The 21,967-nt window shown below is 63.2% G+C and carries 19 protein-coding genes, 1 pseudogene and 1 riboswitch; of the genes and pseudogenes, 8 read left to right on the top strand and 12 right to left on the bottom strand.

From position 1 onward, the window contains the following. Positions 1 to 124: pseudogene (locus tag QZY01_RS00685) on the top strand (IS630 family transposase); the annotation flags it as partial. Positions 125 to 542: 418 nt separating this feature from the next. On the opposite strand, the gene QZY01_RS00690 reads toward QZY01_RS00685, so the two are convergent. The 6 genes from QZY01_RS00690 to QZY01_RS00715 form a co-directional block, all read right to left on the bottom strand. Then, the gene (locus QZY01_RS00690; RefSeq protein ID WP_294532153.1) at positions 543 to 1,457 is read right to left on the bottom strand and encodes an SEL1-like repeat protein; all 915 of its coding nucleotides are present in this window, start codon (positions 1,455 to 1,457) and stop codon (positions 543 to 545) included. After that, positions 1,454 to 2,089 carry a thiamine phosphate synthase gene (locus QZY01_RS00695; protein ID WP_294532156.1) on the bottom strand — a complete coding sequence of 212 codons (636 nt, stop codon included), beginning with the start codon at positions 2,087 to 2,089 and terminating at the stop codon, positions 1,454 to 1,456. The genes QZY01_RS00690 and QZY01_RS00695 overlap by 4 nt, the downstream gene beginning before the upstream one ends. Positions 2,090 to 2,213: 124 nt before the next feature. Further along, positions 2,214 to 3,281, bottom strand: coding sequence for a class II fructose-bisphosphate aldolase (fba, locus tag QZY01_RS00700; RefSeq protein ID WP_294532158.1), 1,068 nt, complete (start codon positions 3,279 to 3,281; stop codon positions 2,214 to 2,216). A 30-nt stretch (positions 3,282 to 3,311) separates the two neighbouring features. Then, positions 3,312 to 4,505 carry a phosphoglycerate kinase gene (locus tag QZY01_RS00705; RefSeq protein ID WP_294532160.1) on the bottom strand — a complete coding sequence of 398 codons (1,194 nt, stop codon included), beginning with the start codon at positions 4,503 to 4,505 and terminating at the stop codon, positions 3,312 to 3,314. Positions 4,506 to 4,576: 71 nt separating this feature from the next. Next, the gene (gap, locus tag QZY01_RS00710) at positions 4,577 to 5,587 is read right to left on the bottom strand and encodes a type I glyceraldehyde-3-phosphate dehydrogenase (protein WP_294532161.1); all 1,011 of its coding nucleotides are present in this window, start codon (positions 5,585 to 5,587) and stop codon (positions 4,577 to 4,579) included. A gap of 158 nt (positions 5,588 to 5,745) precedes the next feature. Next, positions 5,746 to 6,288 (bottom strand): transketolase C-terminal domain-containing protein, encoded by a 543-nt coding sequence (locus QZY01_RS00715; RefSeq protein ID WP_294532163.1) that lies wholly within the window; start codon positions 6,286 to 6,288, stop codon positions 5,746 to 5,748. A 276-nt stretch (positions 6,289 to 6,564) separates the two neighbouring features. On the opposite strand from QZY01_RS00715, the gene QZY01_RS00720 reads away from it, so the two are divergent. Together QZY01_RS00720 and zapA are read left to right on the top strand one after the other, a co-directional pair. Next, complete coding sequence (locus QZY01_RS00720) at positions 6,565 to 7,221, top strand: DUF4164 family protein (RefSeq protein ID WP_294532165.1); 657 nt, start codon at positions 6,565 to 6,567, stop codon at positions 7,219 to 7,221. Beyond that, positions 7,222 to 7,587, top strand: a complete 366-nt coding sequence (gene zapA, locus QZY01_RS00725) for a cell division protein ZapA (protein WP_294532166.1) — start codon at positions 7,222 to 7,224, stop codon at positions 7,585 to 7,587. Between the two features lie 121 nt (positions 7,588 to 7,708). Here zapA and QZY01_RS00730 read toward each other — a convergent pair whose 3' ends face one another. Continuing rightward, positions 7,709 to 8,461: a LuxR C-terminal-related transcriptional regulator gene (locus QZY01_RS00730; RefSeq protein WP_294532169.1), complete on the bottom strand. Its 753-nt coding sequence runs from the start codon at positions 8,459 to 8,461 to the stop codon at positions 7,709 to 7,711. A 288-nt stretch (positions 8,462 to 8,749) separates the two neighbouring features. Here QZY01_RS00730 and QZY01_RS00735 point away from each other — a divergent pair, with 288 nt between their 5' ends. Beyond that, positions 8,750 to 9,886 (top strand): homoserine O-acetyltransferase, encoded by a 1,137-nt coding sequence (locus QZY01_RS00735; RefSeq protein ID WP_294532172.1) that lies wholly within the window; start codon positions 8,750 to 8,752, stop codon positions 9,884 to 9,886. 72 nt (positions 9,887 to 9,958) lie between these two features. On the opposite strand, the gene QZY01_RS00740 is transcribed toward QZY01_RS00735, so the two are convergent. Then, positions 9,959 to 10,867 carry a phosphate-starvation-inducible PsiE family protein gene (locus QZY01_RS00740; protein ID WP_294532175.1) on the bottom strand — a complete coding sequence of 303 codons (909 nt, stop codon included), beginning with the start codon at positions 10,865 to 10,867 and terminating at the stop codon, positions 9,959 to 9,961. Between the two features lie 473 nt (positions 10,868 to 11,340). On the opposite strand from QZY01_RS00740, the gene QZY01_RS00745 reads away from it, so the two are divergent. From QZY01_RS00745 to hpnI, 3 genes are all read left to right on the top strand, one after another. Continuing rightward, a complete protein-coding gene (locus QZY01_RS00745; protein WP_294532177.1) occupies positions 11,341 to 13,680 on the top strand; it encodes a Tex family protein in 2,340 nt (779 codons plus the stop codon). A gap of 111 nt (positions 13,681 to 13,791) precedes the next feature. Further along, positions 13,792 to 14,799: a flippase-like domain-containing protein gene (locus QZY01_RS00750; protein ID WP_294532180.1), complete on the top strand. Its 1,008-nt coding sequence runs from the start codon at positions 13,792 to 13,794 to the stop codon at positions 14,797 to 14,799. A gap of 385 nt (positions 14,800 to 15,184) precedes the next feature. Further along, entirely contained in the window at positions 15,185 to 16,420 is a 1,236-nt protein-coding gene (hpnI, locus tag QZY01_RS00755; RefSeq protein ID WP_294532183.1) for a bacteriohopanetetrol glucosamine biosynthesis glycosyltransferase HpnI, read from the top strand. Positions 16,421 to 16,483: 63 nt separating this feature from the next. Here hpnI and thiC read toward each other — a convergent pair whose 3' ends face one another. From thiC to QZY01_RS00775, 4 genes are all read right to left on the bottom strand, one after another. Beyond that, the gene (gene thiC, locus QZY01_RS00760) at positions 16,484 to 18,319 is read right to left on the bottom strand and encodes a phosphomethylpyrimidine synthase ThiC (RefSeq protein WP_294532186.1); all 1,836 of its coding nucleotides are present in this window, start codon (positions 18,317 to 18,319) and stop codon (positions 16,484 to 16,486) included. Between the two features lie 48 nt (positions 18,320 to 18,367). Next, a riboswitch (TPP riboswitch) is annotated at positions 18,368 to 18,475 on the bottom strand. A gap of 263 nt (positions 18,476 to 18,738) precedes the next feature. Then, positions 18,739 to 19,173 (bottom strand): RES family NAD+ phosphorylase, encoded by a 435-nt coding sequence (locus tag QZY01_RS00765; protein ID WP_294532188.1) that lies wholly within the window; start codon positions 19,171 to 19,173, stop codon positions 18,739 to 18,741. Continuing rightward, positions 19,173 to 19,655, bottom strand: a complete 483-nt coding sequence (locus QZY01_RS00770; RefSeq protein ID WP_294532190.1) for an antitoxin Xre/MbcA/ParS toxin-binding domain-containing protein — start codon at positions 19,653 to 19,655, stop codon at positions 19,173 to 19,175. The genes QZY01_RS00765 and QZY01_RS00770 overlap by 1 nt, the downstream gene beginning before the upstream one ends. Positions 19,656 to 20,150: 495 nt before the next feature. Continuing rightward, entirely contained in the window at positions 20,151 to 20,849 is a 699-nt protein-coding gene (locus QZY01_RS00775; protein ID WP_294532192.1) for a LuxR family transcriptional regulator, read from the bottom strand. 177 nt (positions 20,850 to 21,026) lie between these two features. Here QZY01_RS00775 and QZY01_RS00780 point away from each other — a divergent pair, with 177 nt between their 5' ends. Beyond that, positions 21,027 to 21,773, top strand: a complete 747-nt coding sequence (locus QZY01_RS00780) for a PEP-CTERM sorting domain-containing protein (protein ID WP_294532195.1) — start codon at positions 21,027 to 21,029, stop codon at positions 21,771 to 21,773. Positions 21,774 to 21,967: the final 194 nt, after the last annotated feature.

Consider the following 21,967-nt stretch of genomic DNA (forward strand, 5'->3'; position numbering starts at 1 on the left):
GCTGCGCAAGGCCAAGGAGCGAACGGTCGATAAACTGTGGGACCGGATTGGCGTCGTTCTTGACGAGTTCACACCCCAAGAATGCGCAAATTATCTCGCTCACGACGGATATGCGTCAGGTTAGCCGGGGATTGCTCTAAGGCACCGTCGCTCAGATCGAGCCATAGCGTAATAACTTTCGGCCATTCCATCGCGCGATCAGTTTTAGCAGCTACCAGCGGGCTGCTGGCCGCAATCCGCCCCCGCTCATGGACAAAAAAGGACGTGCGATGACGCTTCCTCCAATCTATTCACGCCGAACGCGTCAGGCAGCGGCTGCCGGATCGGCAGAGATGGTCCCGGTTGTCTGAACAGTTTCCCACAAAAGATAAGCGGCGTTCTGCGGGGTTTGGTTTGTATCAGGTCGAGGCTTCCGGGCAGGCGGCCAAGGCGATATCCATCGACATATCGCCCCGCAGCAGGACGTTGCTGCCCGCGTGGACGCCTCCTCGGCTCCCATCCGCGAGGCCTGGTTTCCCCGCCCATGCCGCCCGCCGCCGCCTTCAGGCGCCCATGAACGCGCGCAAGACCTGTTCGGCCTTCAGTCGCTCGGCCGGGGTGAGCTTTTTGGATTCCTCGTCGAGCCAGGGGTCGCGCAGTCCGGCGGAAGAGGCGAGGATGTGCCATTTCATCGCTTCGACGCGGTCCTGTTTGAGCCCGCGTCCGGCAAACAGCAGGCGCGCGAGGCGGTTCTGCGCTACCGGATTACCGCGATTGGCGGCGCGCACCAGCCATTTGGCGCCGCCGGCCTCGTCCGCCGGAATACCGTCGCCGTTGAACAGCATGATGCCATATTCGACCTGGGCGGCAAGGTCCTCGTCCTTCGCCGCGCGCGAAAGCCAGTAGGCGGCCTGTTTCGGATCTTTCTCGACCCCGCGCCCCTCGCGGTACAGCAGGCCGAGCGAATATTCGGCTTCGCCGAAGCCAAGCGCCGCGCCACGGCGGAAATCCGCCGCCGCCTTGACGAAATCGGACGCGACGCCATTGCCCTCCAGCGCGATGATGCCGAGATTATACCAGGCGCCGGGATGGTCCTGCGCCGCCGCCTGTTCGAGCAGGGCGGTCGCCGCCTTGACATCCTTGGGCGCGCCCTTGCCGGTCAGATAGGCCATGGCCAGCGAGAATTGGGCGTTCTTGTCGCCGAGGTCGGCGGCGAGCCGGTACCAATGGTTGGCTTCCTCGATATTTTGCGGCGCGCCGAGGCCCTGCGACAGCAATTCGGCGACCAGCGTCATCGCCGCCGCGTCCTTCTTGTCGGCGTCGACGCGTTTCATCGCCTCCTGAAAAGCGGTCAGATAGAGCCCGCGCTGATAGGCGCCGAAGGCGATGTCGGGCGCGTCCGGCGACAGGGCGCGCGCGGGCGCGGCAGCCAGCAGCGCGGCGACAACGGCAAGCCCGATCTTTCGCCGAAACCTCAAGTTCGCGCCTCCATGCGGTCGAGCGCTTCTTGCGCCTGCGTCACGCCGGCGGCGGGGCCGCGCGGGTCGTCGAAGACCCCCGGGCCAAGGGCGACGAATTCGGCGCCGCTTAACGCCAGAGCCGCGACTTCGCCAAGATCGTGCGCCACCGCGATACAGGGCACATTGAAGATTTCCGCCCACCACGACGCGCGCTCCAACACCGATTCCGCGCTTTCGCCGCCGGGGTCGAGATCGCCGAACATCAGGTAATCGACGTCCAGTTCGCCCGCCGTCATCGCCTGTTGCTTGTCGGCCAGACCGCCGACGCCGACGATGCGGTCGGGCTTCAGGCTGTCGAGCGCCGCGTCGAGCTGTTCGCCCGGCCCGGTCACATGGACGCCATCGGCGCCGGCGCGAACGGCGAGCTGCGGATCGTTGGGCAGCAGCAGCGCCGCGCCGCAATCCTGCGTGAGCGGGACGAGACTGCGGACAATCTTCTTGCGGGCGTTTTCGTCGGGCGGGGCGAAGCGCAACAGCACGCAGGCGACATCGCCGGCGTCGAGCGCGGCTTTGAGCGCCGGCGCAAAGCTCTCCGCATCGGCGACCGGCGGGGTGATCAGGTAAAGGCGGGGTTTGATGAAGTCGGTCATGGACTTTCAGTCAGATGGCGACGGAGAACTTTAGGCGCATTAGCCCGAATAGAATGACAAAAATGGGGCTGCGGCAAGCCGCAACCCCATTGATAAAAGCGCGATGCGCGAATCCGCGCGCCGTTCAGGCGGCGACCGGGTCGAGTTCGCCGGCGGCGTAACGCTTGGCCATTTCCGGGAGCGTGAAGACGCGCTTGAACTTCGAGGCCTGGCCCGCCGTGCCGAATTCCTCCAGCCGCTGGCGCACGACCTTGGTCATGGCGTCGCTGGAGGGTTTCAGATATTTGCGCGGATCGAATTCGGCGGGATTTTCGGCGAAGACTTTTCGGATCGCGCCGGTGATGGCCAAGCGGTTGTCAGTGTCGATGTTGATCTTGCGCACGCCATGCTTGATGCCGCGCTGGATTTCCTCGACCGGAACGCCCCAGGTCTGCGGGATCTTGCCGCCGTATTTGTTGATGATGTCCTGCAACTCCTGCGGCACCGAGGAGGAGCCGTGCATGACCATGTGCAGGCCGGGCGCCTTCTGATGAATTTCCTCGATCACGTTCATCGCCAGAATGGCGCCGTCGGGCTTGCGCGAGAATTTATAGGCGCCGTGCGAGGTGCCCATGGCGATGGCCAGCGCGTCGACCTTGGTCGCCTTGACGAATTTCACCGCATCGTCGGGATTGGTCAGCAATTGGTCATGCGACAGCTTGCCTTCGAAGCCATGGCCGTCTTCCTTCTCGCCTTCGCCGGTTTCGAGCGATCCGAGCACGCCGAATTCGCCTTCGACCGAAATGCCGCCCAGATGCGCGAGATCGGCGACATATTTGGTGATGCCGACATTGTAATCCCAGTCGCCGGGGGTCTTGCCGTCGGCCTTGAGCGAGCCGTCCATCATCACCGAGGTGAAGCCCGCCTGCATGGCGGAAAAACAGGTGGCGGCGCTGTTGCCATGGTCCTGATGCACGCAGATCGGAATCTGCGGATAGATTTCGACCAGCGCGTCCATCATGTGCTTGAGCATGATGTCATTGGCGTATTGCCGGGCGCCGCGCGAGGCCTGGATGATCACCGGCGCGTCGACTTCGGAAGCGGCGACCAGAATGGCCAGCGCCTGTTCCATGTTGTTGATGTTGAAGGCGGGCACGCCATAATCGTGCTCGGCGGCGTGGTCGAGAAGCTGTCGAAGGGTTATGCGGGCCATGCAGTTTTCTCCCAGTTTTCCGAAATCCGTTCAGGCGCGAAGCGCTTCCACTCCCGGCAGGACCTTACCTTCGAGCCATTCAAGAAAGGCGCCGCCCGCCGTAGATACATAGGTGAATTGTTCCGCGACGCCGGCGTGGTTGAGCGCCGAAACCGTGTCGCCGCCGCCGGCGACCGACAACAGCTTGCCCTCGCCGGTCAGCCGCGCCGCGTCGCGCGCCACCGCATTGGTCGCGGCGTCGAAAGGCTCCAGTTCGAAGGCGCCGAAGGGTCCGTTCCACACCAGCGTCTTGACCGTGGCCAGCAGGGCCTCGACTTCCGCCACCGAACGCGGGCCGGCGTCGAGGATCATCTCATCGTCGGCGACCTCATCGACGCCGACGACGCGCGAAGGCGAATGGGCCCTGAATTCCTTGGCGACCACGACGTCGACCGGCAGCACGATCCGGCACTTGTTGGCGCCGGCGTTATTGAGGATTTCGCGCGCCGTGGCGAGCAGGTCGTTTTCGCACAAGGACTTGCCGACTCGTCTGCCCTGCGCGGCGAGGAAAGTATTGGCCATGCCGCCGCCGATGATCAGGAAATCCACTTTCTTGGTCAGATTGCCGAGCAGTTCGAGCTTGGAGGAAACCTTGGCGCCGCCGACCACGGCGGCGAGCGGGCGGGTCGGATGGTCGAGCGCCTTGGACAAAGCCTCGATCTCGGCCTGCATGGCGCGGCCGGCGAAGGCGGGCAGTTTCCTGGCGAGTCCCTCGGTCGAGGCATGGGCGCGATGGGCGGCGGAAAAGGCGTCATTGACATAAACGTCGCCGAGCGCCGCCAGTTCCGCGACCAGCGCCGGATCGTTCTTTTCCTCGCCCTTGTGGAAACGGGTGTTTTCGAGCAGCAAAAAGTCGCCCTCGGCCAGACGGTCGATGGCCGCGCGCGCCGGCTCGCCGACGCAATCGGAGGCGAAAGCCACCGGGCGGCCGAGATGCTCCGCCAGGGCGGCGGCGATGGGCCTGAGCGAATTGGCTTCGTCCGGCCCGCCTTTCGGCCGGCCGAAATGGGCGAGAAGAATGACTTTGCCGCCCTTGTCGGCGATTTCGCGCAATGTGGGCAGGATGCGCTCGATGCGGGTCGCGTCGCTCACCTTGCCGTTTTCCACGGGCACGTTGAGATCGACGCGGACCAGAACGCGCTTGCCCTTCAGATCGGCGGAGTCGAGCGTGTGAAAACCGGACATGGCGGCCTCGATAGGGGGAAAAATTTAAAGGAAACAGGCGCGCCCCGAGGGGAGCGCGCCTGGAAAAAGGCTCAGATCAGCTTGGCCATCGCGACGGAAGTATCCGCCATGCGGTTCGAGAAGCCCCATTCATTGTCGTACCAGGACAAGATCGACACCATCGTTCCGTCCAGCACCTTGGTCTGGTCGGTGTGGAAGATCGAGGAACGGGGATCGTGGTTGAAGTCGCTCGACACGTTCTTCTCGGTGGTGAAGCCCAGAATGCCCTTGAGCGGGCCCGATTCCGCCGCAGCCTTGATCGCGGCGTTGATTTCTTCCTTGGTGGTGGCGCGCTTGGCGATGAACTTCAGATCGACCACCGAGACATTCGGCGTCGGCACGCGCAAAGCAAAACCGTCGAGCTTGCCGTTGAGTTCCGGCAGCACCAGGCCGACGGCCTTGGCCGCGCCGGTCGAGGTCGGGATCATCGACAGGGCCGCCGCGCGGGCGCGGTAGAGGTCCTTGTGCATGGTGTCGAGCGTCGGCTGGTCGCCGGTATAGGAGTGGATCGTCGTCATGATGCCTTTTTCGATGCCGATGGCGTCGTTGAGCACCTTGGCCACGGGAGCGAGGCAATTGGTGGTGCAGGAGGCGTTGGAGACGACCAGATGATCCTTGGTCAGCTTGTCGTGGTTGACGCCATAGACCACGGTGAGGTCGGCGCCGTCCGATGGGGCGGAGACCAGCACGCGCTTGGCGCCGGCGGAAAGAAGCGTCGCCGCCTTGTCGCGGGCGGTGAAAATGCCGGTGCATTCATGCGCGATATCGACGCCGAGCGCGGCGAGCGGCAGGGCGGAAGGGTCCTTGATCGCGAACACCTTGATCGGGCCGGTTCCGGCGTCGATGGTGTCGCCGGCGACCGTGACCGTCCCCGGAAAGCGGCCATGCACGGAATCGTACCGCAGCAGATGGGCGTTGGTCTCGACCGGTCCAAGGTCGTTGATGCCGACGACCTCGATGTCGGTGCGGCCGGATTCGATGATGGCGCGCAGGACATTGCGGCCGATGCGGCCAAATCCGTTAACAAAAACTCTCACCGTCATGTGTTGCGCTCCTTGGACAGGTTTCCTGGGACGAAAATTTACGACTGTATTTTGGCGATTTCATTTATGCGGCGTTTTATTTTTTCTTTGTTTTTTTGAGGCGCTTTCCGGGTCGGACGGACATGACCCGAACCTCTGCCGGGTTTGCCACGCCCAAGCTATCGAACCCGATTTAAGCCTTTTCGCGCGGCTTGCGCAACGGCCCCCGCGTCAACGCCGCAATGTTCGTCCCGTTTCCTGTTTGGCGCGCCGGGGTCGAGGCCGGGCATGCCGACAAAAGTTCCCGCATTGCCAAGGAAAAGGCTCCAGCCCAGGGCGAACCCGGCCTCCACGGCGACGCGCACCGGCGCGTCGCCGATCACGGCGCGCCGAACCGCTTCGTCTTGCCGCAGGAACAATTCGAAACAGGGAACCGCCACCACCCGCGTCGGCGTCCCCTCGGCTTCGAGACGCTTTTGCGCTTCGATGGCGACTTCGACCGCCCGGCCGGCGGCGAACAGGCTGACCTTGGCCGGGCCCGAGGCCGGCGAAATCTCGTAAGCCCCTCTCGTGAAGAGGTGTTGCGCGGCGGAGGCGCCGGCGGAATTATTCACCGCCGCTTTGCCGGGGCCGACGCCCGTCAAGGCCGCAGGGCGGGGGGACGGGCGGCGATAATCGGCGGGGACCGGAAAACTTGCATTGGCGTGGCTGACCTGACTCATATATCGGGCTCCGTCTTCTTTTTTGTGTGCAGTGCGCTAATAGTCGGGTTGATATCAGGTCGGGCCCGTTAGTCAACGCGCCCGCGTCCCGCGCCAGCGTCTTGCGCGCCTTTTCGCGCGCCGGCTTCTTGCGCCCCCTTGGCGAAAACGGCGACAATGCTAAGGTGTCACTGTCGATCGTCCTGGATTCGATCCGAAAGTCTTAAGCCCTTGTCCTCATCGCCGCCCGAACCGATTTCATCCGATTGTTCCGCCGATCCGGCGGCGGAACTCCTGTTGAGCGCGGCGCGCTCGAGATTGCGCGCGGCGCTGCAGGGGCTCGACCAGGCCTTGAGCCGGCATAATGAGCTTGTCCTCGAACAGGCCGACCAGGTCGCCGAATATTCGGTTCTGCAGGAAGACCGCTCGCGGCTGGCGCAGGAACTCGACGCCGCGTCGGGCCGGTCGCGCTTGCTGGAGGCCGCCAATCTGGAGGCGGCGCAGCGGATCGAACGCGCCCGCGCAACCGTGCGCGCGGTGATCGCGGCCGATCGGGGCGTCGATCCGGACGCCGATTCTGGCTCGGACCCGCAAACCGCGTCGGGTTCGGAACATGACCCGGAACGCGACTTGAAGCCCGACCTGGAACGCGACCATGAACGGGACCATGAACGCGACCTTGAACGCGACAGGGGACGCGATTTGGAACGCGATTTGGAACGCGATTTGGAACACGACTTGAAACACGACCTGGAACGCGACCTGGAACGCGACCTGGAACGGGATTTGGGACGCGACCTGGAACGCGACTTGGGACGCGACCTGGAACGGGACTCGGAACGCGACCTGGAACGCGACTTGAAACACGATCTGGAACACGGTCCGGAGCCGGGCTCGGAACAGAACCCGGAACATAACCCTAAGCCGGGTTCAGATCCGGCGCGGGAGGGCTGAATGGCTCAGGTCGTCGTCACCATCGCCGGGCGCACCTATCGCATGAATTGCGGCGAGGGCGAAGAGGCGCATATCGAATCGCTCGCCCTGGCGCTCGACGCCAAGATCGCCGAGCTGCGGCTCAGTTTCGGCGAGATCGGCGACCAGCGCATCGTCGTCATGGCCGCGCTGACGCTCGCCGATGAATTGTTCGGCGCGCAGAAAAAGCTGGGCGAAGCGGATGATCGGCTGGACCAGGCCCGGGCGCAGGCGGAACGCGAGGAAACGCTGCGGCGCCAATGGGCGCTCGACGCGAGCGCGGCGATGAACGAGGCCGCCGAACAAATCGAGGCGGCGACGCGGGCGCTGAACGCCGGACGCGGCTGAAAAGGCTTCTGTCGACTTTCCATAATCGCGACAGGTCGCGATTATGGAATCCCTCGCATCGGCTCGGCGTCGCATTCGCTCCTGATCGAAACGCGTAGGTCAGGACCTCCGAGTTTCGATGTTATTCGTTGTCGCCGCTGTCGGAAAGCGGCAGCGAACGGATCTGGCCCATGTCGAATTGCGCCAGCATGACGATGGCGCGGGCGCGGTTATAAACCTTCAGCTTGCGCAGGATTTCGCCGACATGCGCCTTGACCGTGGTCTCGCTGATGCCGAGCCGATGCGCGATCACCTTGTTCGGCAGGCCTTCGGCGAGCAATTCCAGCACGCGCTTTTGCCGCGCGGTCAGTTTGTTGAGCCGCGAAAGCAGGCTGTCGCCGGGTTCCGAGGGACCGCGCTCGGCGGCCAGCACGCCGGAAAAGGCGTTCAATTGCCGGTTGAGCGGATCGGTGACCATCGAAACCACGGTTTTCGCCGAATCGAAGAAATCGCCGAGCCGCCGTCTGGCGGTCTCGCGCTGGCGGCGCGCCAGCTCGATCTGGCGACCGGCGAGTTCGCCCGGCGACTGGGCGGCGCCGATCGCCTCGAACAGATCGAGCGTCGCCAGCGCGCTGTCCTGGATCGAGCGGATCGCGCGCGCCTGCAATTCCTCGAGCTCGGAGACGATTTTCACATTATTGGTTTCGGCGGCTTCGGCGGCTTCTTCCATCGCCGTCTGCAACAGGCCATAGGCGAGGCGGATCTGGCGCGCGAACACGGTTTCGCCGCCGTCGTCCCGAAACGCGGGCGCGCCGACCGGGAAAGATTCCGCCGCCGGTTCCTCGTGGGCGCGGCCATTGCCGGTTTTGGCCTGATTCAATTTGGCCATGCTCATGGTTGAACCTCTGGTAGACCGGAAAGGGCGACGGCGAATACCATCGCGACGAATTTCCATCATTCCTTATGTTGCAATGCAACATAAGGACTTCCCCCGCCATTGTACTTTCTGGCATCATCGCCAGTCGAAAAGCGAACTTGCTGCGAAGTCGGATTGCTCGGAAAAATTGACGCGACGCCTGGACGATCGATTGGCGCCGACAACCGCGAACTCGAGAAAACTCCATCACGCGCATATGATACGCGCCACGCGCCCGCGCCAGATCTGTTTTAAGGATAGAAGTTCATGGCTGACGAAATCCTTGCTGTCAAACAGCGTTTCGAGCTTGCGCGCTTGCGGACCCTGGGCGGCGCGACGCTCGAAAATGTCGCGGTCGGCTACGAGACCTATGGCGCGCTCGACGCGGCGCGCGAAAACGCCATTCTGGTCGCGCATTTCTTCTCCGGCTCCAGCCATGCCGCGGGCCGTTACGCGCCCGACGATCCGCTGCCCGGCTATTGGGACGCCATCATCGGGCCCGGCAAGGCGGTGGACACCAACCGCTGGTTCGTCATTAGCGTCGATACTTTGGTCAATCTCAACTTCCATAACCCGAAAGTCGTCACCACCGGGCCCGCCAGCATCAATCCGGCGACCGGAAAACCCTATGGGTTGCGCTTTCCCGCCGTCGGCATCGGCGATTTCATCCGGGTGCAGAAGGCGTTGCTCGACCATCTCGGCATCGAGCGCCTGCACGCGGTGATGGGGCCGTCGATGGGCGGCTTGCAGACCTTCGACTGGGCCGCAACCTATCCCGAATGCGTCGGGCGCATCGTCCCGACCATCGCCGCGCCGACTTTCGGCGGCTGGCTGACCGCCTGGCTGTCGATGTGGGCGCAGCCGATCAAGCTCGACCCGGCCTGGCGCGGCGGCGATTATTACGATGGACCGCCTCCGCGCGCCGGGTTGGAGGCCTCGTTGCGGCTGGTGACGCTGCACGCGCTGCACAGCGATTGGGCGGACGGTCCGGGCGGCGGCCGCGCTCTGGCGCCTGGCGGCGACCCCGCCGATGTGGCGGCGACGCCCTTCGCCGTCGAGCAGCGGGTGGCGGAGATCGCCAGCGCGCGGCTCGACGCCGCCGACGCCAATCACCTGCTTTATCTGGTGCGCGCCAACCAGACCTATCTTCCCGGCGCCGGCGCCGGCGCGAAAACCGTTGTTGAGGGCCTGTCGCGGATCAAGGCGCCGACGCTGATGCTTTACGCGCCCGAGGATCAGGTTTTCCGCCCCGAATGGATTCAAGACACCGCCGCCGTGTTGCGGGTCAATGGCGTCCACGTCGAGACCGGCGAGATTCACGGCCCCAACGGCCATTACAACGGCATTTTGCATATCGAAACGGTTGCGCCGCAAATCGCCGAATTTCTGGCGCGGAAGTTTTGAAGGACATCGTTTTTTTAAGGCCGGGCGCTCGATTGGCCGGCGGAGCGCGCCATCGGATCGGTCAGGAGCCCGTCAGGATCGGTGTTCATCCTGTTTTCCCGAACGATGTTCAACTCCCCAGACCGTTTTTTGCTCCATGAGCCAGTACACAACGCCCAGCGCCAGAACGACGGCCGCAGTCGCCAGAATATACATTGGCTGAATCTTTTCAAAGTCAAATATGATTACTTTTCTTGCAATCGCCATGAGCGCCGTGGCGACCACCAGTTTTACATGAACGACGTCGTCGCGCAGGTAGAGCGTGATATTCAGGAAAATTTCGATGGCGATCAGCACCGCCAGGAACGATCCGAATACAACAAAGATGTCGCGGACGTGCAGGCCCTCGAAAGAGGGCAGAAATACCTGAAAATAAAGCGCCGAAATAACATCGATGACGCCCCAGACGATGGTGATGACCATCAGGATCGACAATACACGGACAGCGCCCCGAATGATATGATGAAGCACATTCATCATGCGGTCTTCTTCGTCGAGGCCCAGTTCGCTATGCCCTGTCGGCTTGACGTGCTCCTTGCGGAAGTGATTCATCAGGCTCTGCACGACCGCGATGTGCTGCGACAGGTAATCGGGGCTGAAATCCTTCTCGCTGAAATCCCGCAAACCCTCGACGTTTTGCAATTCCTTTTCGGAAATATGTTTGAACCCCATGGTCCAATCGGAATATTGGCGTCGCTCGATATTCTTGCGGTAGATCATTTTGAGATTGGTGTGACGCGGATCTTTTCGAATAGTGGCGATGAGGGCGTCAACGACCCGCTCGTCTCCTTCCAGAACCTGAAGAAAAGCGCCATTGCCATAGAGAAGCATTCCGGTAATGCCATTATTGGCGTTATTTTCCCGGGATTTCTGCAACAGATCCAGCAAGTCCTGGGTCGACATTGGGTTTGTCGCAGCGCTAATATAGGATATTTCAATCATGATCTCTCCATGAACAGGTTAAGAGCGCTTTGAAAAAAACGGCTTGTTTGCTTGTCAGCGTGATCGGCGTTTCGCGGCTGTGCTGGAATTCGGACAGCGCGCTTCAAGCCGCAATACCACCCGATTTGATGTCCGCCATCAACTGGTTTCGGCTTTAATTTCCCGATTTGGACGCCATTTCCCCGATGGTGTCTTGCGCCGCGCCCGGACGAACCCACGCCCGCTTCATCTATATCGCGCGGGCGACGAATTGCGGATGGCGAGGGGTGCGCGAAAAGCCCGCGATAACGATCGGGCCTGAAGGGCTCGGACAGCTTCGAAAGCAAACGCCATGGCGGCCCCGCGCCGCCAAGATCAAACCGGATTCAAAACGTCCGGCCCGGCGCCTCATGACTTTATCCACCGCGCGGCTTTTGACGCCCGAAGCCACAGGCGGTAAAAGCGCGTCCTTCTCAAAAAATTGAAAGCCGCCGATGATTTCGATTCCGCGCCGTATCGCCGAGGAGCTGAAAGTCGAGGAGCGGCAGGTCGCCGCGGCCGTCGAACTGCTCGACGCCGGCTCGACCGTGCCCTTCATCGCCCGCTATCGCAAGGAGGCCACCGGCGCGCTCGACGATGCGCAACTGCGCCATCTGGAGGAACGGCTGCGCTATCTGCGCGAGCTGGAAGAGCGCCGCGCGGCGATCGTCGAATCGGTCCGAACCCAGGACAAGCTCACGCCGGAACTGGAACAGGCGCTGCTTGGCGCCGAAACCAAAGCCAAGCTCGAAGACCTGTATCTGCCCTTCAAGCCGAAGCGCCGCAGCAAGGCGACCATCGCCCGCGAGGCCGGTCTCGGTCCGCTCGCCGCGCAACTTCTCGCCGACCCGTCCCAGGACCCGCGCCAGCGCGCCGAAAATTTCGTCGATGCGGAAAAAGGCGTCAAGACGCCCGAGGAAGCGCTCGAGGGCGCGCGCGCCATTCTGGTCGAGCAATTTTCCGAAAACGCCGAGTTGATCGGTTTTTTGCGCGAAAGTTTTTGGAGCCGGGGCCGCATCGTCTCGAAACTTCGCGACGGCAAGGCGCAAACCGGCGCCAAATTTTCCGATTATTTCGATTTTTTCGAGCCTCTGGCGAAATTGCCGTCGCACCGCATTCTCGCGCTGTTTCGCGGCGAGAAGGAGGAGATTCTCGATCTGTCGCTCGAGCCGGAAAGCGCAGCCCAGGCGGAGGCCGAGGGCGAAGCCGCCTATGAGCGCGCCATCGCCGCGCGTTTCGCGGTAAAGGACTGCGGTCGCGCGAGCGACAAATATCTCGCCGATTGCGTGCGCTGGGCCTGGCGCACGCGGATCAGGATTTCGCTGTCGGTCGATCTGCGCGCGAGGCTTTGGCAGAACGCCGAGGACGAGGCGGTCAAGGTTTTCGCCGGCAACCTGCGCGATCTGCTGCTCGCCGCTCCCGCCGGACCGCGCGCGACGCTCGGGCTCGATCCGGGCTTTCGCACCGGGGTCAAGGTCGCGGTGGTCGACGCCACCGGAAAAGTCGTCGATACCGGGGTGATCTATCCGCACGAACCGCAAAGGCGCTGGGACGAGGCTTTGGCCACGCTCGGCGCGCTGTGCCGGCGCCACAAGGTCGAACTGATCGCCATCGGCAATGGCACGGCCTCGCGCGAAACCGACAAGCTCGCGCTAGAGCTGGCGCAAAAACTGCCCGAACTCAAACTGACCAAGATCGTGGTGTCGGAAGCCGGCGCCTCGGTCTATTCGGCTTCGGCTTTTGCATCGAGCGAATTGCCCGATCTCGACGTCACCCTGCGCGGCGCGGTGTCGATCGCGCGGCGCCTGCAGGACCCGCTCGCGGAACTGGTCAAGATCGATCCCAAATCGATCGGCGTCGGCCAATACCAGCACGATCTCGCCGAATTCAAACTGTCGCGCTCGCTCGACGCGGTGGTGGAGGATTGCGTCAACGGCGTCGGCGTCGATCTCAACACCGCCTCGGCGCCCCTTCTGGCGCGGGTTTCGGGGCTGGGGCCAGGTCTGGCAGCCGGCATCGTCGCCCATCGCGACGCCAACGGAAAATTCCGCTCGCGCTCCGAGCTGAAAAAGGTCGCGCGGCTCGGCGGCAAGGCGTTCGAGCAATGCGCCGGCTTCCTGCGCATCCGCGACGGCGACGATCTGCTCGACGCTTCCGGGGTCCATCCGGAAGCCTATCCGCTTGTGCGCAAGATTCTGGCGGCGACCAAGAGCGACATTCGCCTGCTGATCGGCGACGCCAAAACGCTGCGGACGCTTTCGGTCAAGGATTTCGTCGATGACAAATTCGGCGCCCTCACCGTGGCCGACATTTTGAAGGAGCTGGAAAAGCCCGGCCGCGATCCGCGTCCGCAATTCAAGACCGCTTCCTTCATGGAAGGGGTGGAGAAACTCTCCGACCTGCGCCCCGGCATGGTGCTCGAAGGCGTGGTGACCAATGTCGCGGCCTTCGGCGCCTTTGTCGATATCGGCGTCCATCAGGACGGGCTGGTGCATATTTCCGCCATGTCCAAGACCTTCATCAAGGACCCGCGCGAGGCCGCCAGACCCGGCGACGTGGTCAAGGTCAAGGTGCTGGAGGTCGATGCGGCGCGCAAACGCATCGCCTTGACGATGCGGCTCGACGACGCCTTCGAGACAAGACCTCCACGCGGCGGCGCTTTCGACAACAAGCCGCGAGGAGCGCCGGACAAAGCCCAACCGCGCAAGCCGCCGGACGCGCCATCCGGCGGCAACGCCTTCGCCGACGCCTTTTCTCGCGCCGGTCGGGCGCCTGCAAAACCGCCGCGAAAATGATGCGCCGGCGAACGCGCGCCGAGGAAAGAACTGTTCCTTTCGGGTGACACATCAGGCTTTTTGCCGATGGTCCCGCTGACAGAATCAAAAAAGCAGTCTAAAGCGAAAGCGATGAAAACCGCCGCCGGAATGGCCCTGCTGCTGGGGCTGACGCTTTTCGCCGCCTTGACCTTTTACGAGGGCGCGGGAGACGTCGCGCGCGCCTTTTCCTCCATCGGCTATGGCGCCTTGTTGCTGGCGGCGATCCGTCTGGCCCAGACCTTTCTGGCCGGCTTCGCCTGGCGGGCGCTGCTGTCGCGGCCGCGCCCGGCGCCATGGGTCTTCTGCAAATTGCGCTGGGTGCGCGAATCGATCAATACGCTGTTGCCGGTGGCTCAGGTCGGCGGCGATCTGCTGGGCGCGCGGCTCTTGCGCAACCGGGGCGTGGCGGGCGGCGTCGCCGCCGCCAGCGTCATTTTCGATCTGCTCGCGCAGACCGTCACCCAGGTCGCCTTCACCCTGATCGGCGTGATCCTGCTGTTTCACAGCGGCGCCCAGGGCGAATTATCCTACGCCGTCGGTTTCGGCCTGCTGTTGATGGCGCCGGCGCTGGCGGGTTTTTGGCTGGCGCCGCGCCTGCTCGGCATGAAATGGCTCGACCGTCTGGCCGAAAGCGTCGAAAAACGCACCGGCTGGGCCTCGCTCGGCGGCCTCCCGGTCTTGCGCGCGGGCTTGCGCGAGATTCTGCGCCGCCGCTCCGGCCTTGCAACCGCGCTCTGCATCCATATGTCGACCTGGTTTATCGGCGTGTTGGAAATCTGGCTCGCGCTGTCGCTGCTCGGCGATCCGCGCTCCTTCGCCACGGCGCTGACCATCGAGAGCCTCGGCCATGCGGTCAAGGCGGCGGGTTTCCTCATTCCCGGCGCCTGGGGCGTGCAGGAGGGCGGCTTCATCGCCCTTTGCGCCGCCTTCGGCATCGGCTCGCCGACGGCCATAGCTCTGTCGCTGACCAAGCGCATCCCTGATTTCCTTTGCGGCGCGCCCGGCCTGTGGATCTGGCGGCGGATGGAGGGGGCGGGCTTCGGCGACTTCTTGCCGCGCGGCGGCCTCTCGGCCAAGGAGGAGTCGCATGGCCTCTGACCGGCGATCTTTTCCGGTCCTGGCGGCGAGTCAGGCGGCGTTCGTCGGGCGAAGCGGCAGCAGGCGTTTGGCGATTCTGTCGCCGCCTCCGGCGCGCGTTTCGACGGTTTCAGCGGCAAGCGTTGCGAAACTTACGCGAAAATCCCTTCGCGCGGCGGGGAAACTGTGGTGTCATCATCGCTGATTCTCGCCAAGGACTGGATCGGCGCAGCGCCTTGGGCGGATGGTCGGCGGGGGGCGTTTTCGCCGGCGCCTTTAAGCTTGCGGCAATGCAGGGACGCTTGTCTGACATATTGATCTTGCATCACAAAACGATCTTGCATGACCAACTGCCCTGACATAACAAACTGATCTTGCCTGACGCAACGATCCGGGAATGGGACTGATGGACGAATCCTGGTTCGAATGGGCCGAATTGATCGACGTGACCCCGCTGGCGCCGGTATTTTATGGCCTGGCCATCGCCGCCTGTCTCTACACGCTGTTTTCGATCTATAGCCTGCGCCGTTTTCCGCGCGCCGGCGCGCCTTCGGTCGCTGCGACGGCGCCCGCCATCACCGTGCTCAAGCCGCTCTACGGCGACGAACCGGGCCTGCTCGAACATCTGACGAGCTTTTGCCGGCAGGACTATGCCGGCCCTGTGCAGATCCTGTTCGGCGTCCACGACGCGGACGACCCGGCCGCCGCGGTCGCTCGCAAGATCGTCAACGCGCTGCGCGCCGGCAAGATCGACGGCGCGCCGGCCGGCATGACGGCGGAACTGGCGGTCGATCCGGCGCGGCACGGGGCCAATGGCAAGGTCGGCAATCTGATCAACATGTCGCGCCGCATCGAGCATGACATCGTGGTGCTGGCCGACAGCGACATCCAGGTTGCGCCCGACTATCTCGCCCGGCTCGCCAAAGCTCTCGCGCAGCCCGGTGTCGGCCTTGTCACCTGTCTTTATCGCGGCGCGCCAATGGCTGGCCTGTGGTCGAGCCTTGGCGCGATGTGGGTCGATTACGGTTTCCTGCCCAATGTCGTCGCCGGCGTGACCCTGAAAATGGCCAATCCCTGTATCGGAGCGACCATCGCACTGCGCCGCGCCACGCTCGAAGCCATCGGCGGATTCCGCGCCATTGAGGACCAGTTGGCCGACGATTACGCTTTGGGAGAGGCGGTGCGCGGCATCGGCCAGAAAGTGGTTCTCGCCGATTTCGCGGTCGGCCACGCCCATGCGGAGACGTCTTTGCTCCAGCTCTGGCGGCGCGAAATGCGCTGGGCGCGCACCATCCGCTCGCTTAATCCGTTCGGCTATATCGGCTCGGCGGTGACCTTTCCGCTGGCCTGGGCGCTGCTCGCCCTGCTGTCTGGCGGTTTCGCGCCGACCGGCGTGATCCTGACCCTCGGCGCGCTCCTGTGCCGGCTGACGCTTCAGGACGAGGTCGACCGCCGCTTCCCCGGCCTCGCGCACGCCCTGTTGCTGTCGCCTTTGCGCGATCTGTTGAGTTTTGCGGTGTTTGTCGTCAGTTTTTTCCCCGGCCAGGTCCACTGGCGCGGCCGGGATTTCTCGATGGGCGCCAATGGCGTCATGGCGCCGGTCGAGGCCAAGCCCGAGGCAAGGGAAGCCGAGGCGGCATGAGCGCTTGCGGCTGGATCGCTGGCCGCCTCCTCTCCCGTCTACGGGGAGAGGAGACTACTACCCTCACGTCTCCAGATAAAGCTTCGCACCCTTGTCCAGAAACTCGGCGCTCTTTTCCGCCATGCCCTTTTCCGCCGCGATCATGGCGGCGGCTTCAACCCGCAAATCCTGCGTGATCTTCATCGAGCAGAATTTCGGGCCGCACATCGAGCAGAAATGCGCCACCTTGTGCGCCTCCTTTGGCAGGGTCTCGTCGTGGAACTGGTGGGCCGTATCGGGGTCGAGCCCGATGTTGAACTGGTCGTTCCAGCGGAAATCGAACCGCGCCCGGCTCATCGCGTCGTCGCGCAGCCGCGCGCCGGGATGGCCCTTGGCGAGATCGGCGGCGTGGGCGGCGATGCGATAGGTGATGACGCCGGTCTTGACGTCGTCGCGGTCGGGTAGGCCCAGATGTTCCTTCGGCGTGACATAGCAGAGCATGGCGGTGCCGAACCAGCCGATCATCGCCGCGCCTATGGCCGAGGTGATGTGGTCATAGCCCGGCGCGATGTCGGTGGTCAGCGGGCCTAACGTATAAAAGGGCGCCTCGCCGCATTCGCGCAGTTGCTTGTCCATGTTTTCCTTGATCTTGTGCATCGGCACATGGCCAGGGCCTTCGATCATCACCTGGCAGCCCTTGTCCCACGCGACCTTGGTCAGTTCGCCGAGCGTCTCCAGTTCGGCGAATTGCGCGGCGTCATTGGCGTCGGCGATGGAGCCGGGCCGCAAGCCGTCGCCGAGCGAGAACGAGACGTCATATTTGCGCATGATGTCGCAAATCTCGTCGAACTTCTCGTAGAGAAAGCTCTCCTTGTGCTTGGAAAGGCACCAGCGCGCCATGATCGAGCCGCCGCGCGACACGATGCCGGTGACGCGGGTTGCGGTCAGCGGCACATAGGCGAGGCGCACGCCGGCATGAATGGTGAAATAATCGACGCCCTGTTCGGCCTGTTCGATCAAAGTGTCCTTGAACACTTCCCAGTCGAGCTTCAAGGCGTCGCCGCCGACCTTTTCGAGCGCCTGATAGATCGGCACCGTGCCGATCGGCACCGGCGCGTTCCTAAGAATCCAGTCGCGGATATTGTGGATATTGCGGCCGGTGGAAAGGTCCATGACGGTATCCGCGCCCCAGCGGATCGACCAGACCATTTTTTCCACTTCCTCGGCGACCGAGGAGGTGACGGCGGAATTGCCGATATTGGAATTGATTTTCACCAGAAAATTGCGGCCGATGATCATCGGCTCCAGTTCGGGGTGGTTGATATTGGCCGGAATGATCGCCCGCCCGCGCGCGATTTCCGAACGCACGAATTCGGGCGTGCAGAACTCCGGGATCTCGGCGCCAAAACTTTCGCCATCGGCGAGGCGCGCGGCGGCGCCGGCGACAGCCGCCTCACGGCCAAGATTCTCGCGATGGGCGACGTAAATCATCTCTTCGGTGATGACGCCGGCCCGGGCGAATTCAAGCTGAGTGACCAAAGCCCCATCAACGCCTCGACGAAGGATGCGCTTGGCGGGACAGGGCGCCGCGAGCGCCTCGCTCGACAGATTGCCATTGTCCTCGGCCTTGACCGGGCGGCCTTCGTAGGTCTCAAGCCCCTGGCGCAGGCTCAGACAGGTTTCGCGGATCTGCGGCAGGCCGGCGGCGAGATCGACCGTGAGATCGCTCTCGGTATAGGGGCCGGAGGGATCGTAGACGCGAAGATTCGGCTCCTTGGCCGAAGGATCGAGCAGGATTTCGCGCACCGGCACGCGCAATTGCGGCGCGCAGGCGGGGGAAATGTAGATTTTGCGCGAGCCGGGCAGGGGCCCTTGCGTGACGCTTTCCGGCTGCGGGACCGATTTGGAATGGACGTTCATCGCGCTCTCCCCGGGCTCGCGCCCATTATCATCGCAAGAAAGAGACGCGGAATCGCCGCCTGCCTTCCCTGCGCTGGCATTATCCAGATCAGGTCGATGGGTTTGATCTCAGCCGCGCACTTTTTTTAAAAAAGGGCAGCACCCCATGGCTTGGAATTTTCGAACCTATCAGGGCAAGGGGGAGGGCGCAAGCGAGACCGCGAAAGCGAATCCGACCAAGCGAACCCGAAAAATCGCGGTCAAAGACGCGGCGCGAGGAATTCGGGGACTGGATCGAATTGCGCAGGCCTGGCAGGCGTCGTCGAGGCGCGCGCGACGCGGCGCAATTCGTTTCCTGTCCCCGAACTCCGGGTCCGTAACCGGCATTTTGAAATTTGGGGATTTGGTAAGGCGCCAACCTCACCGCGAGCGGGAAACTCTTACCTCAGCGGCAGCCACAGCCGGCGATCGAAAGCGAAATCGCGGATGGCGTGGATGCGGCCTGAGCCGGCCGGATGGAGCGGATTGACCAGCAGATTGGTCGATTCCGGCATCAGGACGGAAGGCGCGCGCAGCACGGGCGTCCGCTTTTCCCTGAGCCATTGGTCGCCGAACGCCGCCGGGTTGGCCGGCAGAATGGAGATAGCCTCAATGGTGAGACCGTCGAGATCGACGCGCATCAGGACGTAATCGTCGGGGATCAGGTCGGGCGGCAGATCGAGATGGACGCGCACCTCAAGCGCCGCCAATTCCGGCGTCGCCGCCATGTAGATCATGGGCTGTCCCGGACTGTTCCAGCGGCCTCCCACGAGGCGGGCGCCTTCGCCGCTCAGATCCGCATGCGGCCGGCGGCAGATGCGCCATCCTGAAAACATCAGGCGGCGATGCCGTGACCAATGCGCGTCAGCAGCGTCTCGACCTCGCGCGCGCCTTCCTCGGTGTCGAGCAGGTCGAGCGGCTTTTCGCCCGAGAGCGCGGAGGTCGCCCGTCGCAGCCACGCGTCCGCCTTCTCCGCATGGCCAAAAACCTCGTCGGCGGCAGCGATGATCCGGGCGACGCGCAACAGACGGTCGGATTGTTCGGCCGTCAATGTTCCGACCTTCCTGCGGTTGGCCAGGGTCTTGCGCGGCAGCACCACGCGGTCGACCTCGACCGGGCTGAGGCGTCCGCTATCGACAATGAATGCGACGGTTGCGGCGGGAAAGCCCTCGCGGATGATCCGGAGAAGCCCCCTTGCGTCCGAAAAGCCGGCATCGGACGAAACGGTCCCGCCCGCTGGAATGGCGTTCTCGCCCCCCTGCTTTTCCTTGCTCATGTTCAGACCAATGAGCCGGGTCGCCTTGCCAATCGTGTCCATGATCGAAACCCACGCCAGACGCACCAATTATATGTGCATTTGGCGCGCAATGTGCAATGTTTTTTGGGGCGATGAGGAGCAGGGAAAACGCCCGTCGTCCAGGTTCGCCGAATTGCCGAGCGAAGGCGGAGCGAAACCACTGAGGTGAACCCGAAAAACCTCGGTCAAAGGGGCGGCGCGAGGAATTCGGCGGATCGAACCGCGCGGTCATGGTCGTCGGGAGCGGTCGGGGGATTTGGCAAAATGTCAACGGGACCTTGGGGATTTGGCGAGGCGCCAACGGAACCGCAAATGCGCGGCGCGAGGATTCGGGGACTGGATTCGAATTGCGCAAGCATGGCGGGCGTCGGCAAGGCGCGCGCGATGGGGCGCAATTCGTTTCCTGTCCCCGAACTCCGTGTTGGCGACCGGCAATGTTGCAATTTGGGGATTTGGTAAAGTGTTACCGTAACCTCGTAACCTCGTAACCCCGGTATTCAATGTCAGCAACCGAACCTAGCCGCCGGACTGGCCCGGTCCGGACAAGAACGTGACCGCAAGGTGCGTCCGATTCCTGGCGCCAAGCTTCGAGCGCGCCTGATCGAGGTGCCCGCGAACCGTCGCCGCGGACACGCGCAACACGTTCGCGATCTCGCCGTCGGTCAGCCCCTGCCGGAGCAGGCTGATGCATTCCTGTTCGCGCATGCTCAGCGGGGCCGGCATGGAGCCCGTTCGATCCGGCGCCAAGAGCGCCTCGGCATGACGCAAAAGCGTTGTGGAGATCACCTCGAGATAGATGCGCTCGCGTGATCGGAAACCGGCTCTCCGCCCACCCGCGACGGAAACGAAGCCGATCGCCCCCTCCCGCGTTCGCACGGGGGTCACATAACCTTCATGGTAACCGAAGTCTTTCGCGGCTTGCAGAACCTTGCGCCCCGGGTCGCGCGGGGGAAAATGGGCGTAAATTTCCGACCAGACGCCGGGTTCGCCAGACACGATCGGCCATCGAATGAGGGGATCGATCCGCAGAAAACCTTCGGCGTCATAAAGCGCAAGCCAGCCCGCGTCCCAATTGCGAAAGTGGGTCGGGTTTGCGCTCAGCGCGAGCGAACCTGTGACCATGCCACACGCCGAACCTGTCAATTTGAGCGCAGCGATCAGGCGGGAAAACGCAGTTGCGAGATCGTCGATGTTGGCGCAAGCGCGCAAGCCCACGCACGCGGTTGCTGCGTCAAAGTCCGTTCATCCCCCAGGAAGCGGAGCCCCCGTCGCTCGGCGCTCTGTTATGCCCGTGTTTCCGACGCGACGAAAGTTTATTCTTGAACCCTTAAAAATGCGGGTGTTCGCGCTGGCCGCCGATCGGTAGAGTTAACGTTAAGGGGGACATTGGACATGTGCAATCGCGGAATTTTGCTTGCGACCTCATTGCTGGGTTGCGCGGCGCTGGCTTTGCCGGCGCAGGCGTCGACGATCATCTCCCCTGAGGGGTACCCCTATGAATACATCGACGCTGAATATCTGATCGTTCATAACGGGCAACTCGTCGCCACTCCGCCGCTCGCCTATAGCGGCCCGGGCGGCACAGTCAGCATCACGAGCTGGCCGGCGGTCGTCTTGCAGGCCTCAGCCTTTCATTCAACGAACAGCGCAACGATCTTCTACTATTTCAGCGTCACCGGTCCCGACAGCACTGCGCTCGTCCCTATTTCCATCACCGGAACTTTATCCGGCGACTCCACGCCCGACCCGGTACATGGCGATAATGCCGGCGCCTACGCAGAACTGCGGGTAAACGCATTCGACCAAGACAGAATTTATGTTAGCACCCTTAATGGGCTGGAGCCCTTCGTCGGTTCTTGGTCAGGGTCGTTGCATGTGTCTGCGATCGCCGATGGCCGCGCGAATGGGATCTACATCTATACAGTCGCAGAGGGGCTCTCGGCCCACGCCTATGCCGATCCGATCATCTCGATCGATCCAGGCTTCGCGGACTATTCGATCCATTTGAGCAACGGAATTGGCAACGCCTTGCCGACCGGGGTGCCCGAACCCTCGACCTGGGCGATGATGATCGTCGGCGGCTTCGCGCTCGCCGGCCTGTCCCGAGGCCGCCGCAAGAACGCCGTCAGCCTTGCCTGACCGAGGTCTCGTTGCGGTGACACCTTACCAAATCCCCAAATTGCAGCATTGCTGCTAACAAACCCGGAGTTCGGGGACAGGAAACGAATTGCGCCCCATCGCGCGCGCCTCGCCTGAAAAGGCCATGCTTGCGCAATTCGAATCCAGTCCCCGAATTCCTCGCGCCGCGCTCTTGGGGATTTCGGCGCGATTAC

This window comes from uncultured Rhodoblastus sp., from assembly GCF_903903185.1.
Classification (GTDB): Bacteria; Pseudomonadota; Alphaproteobacteria; order Rhizobiales; family Beijerinckiaceae; genus Rhodoblastus.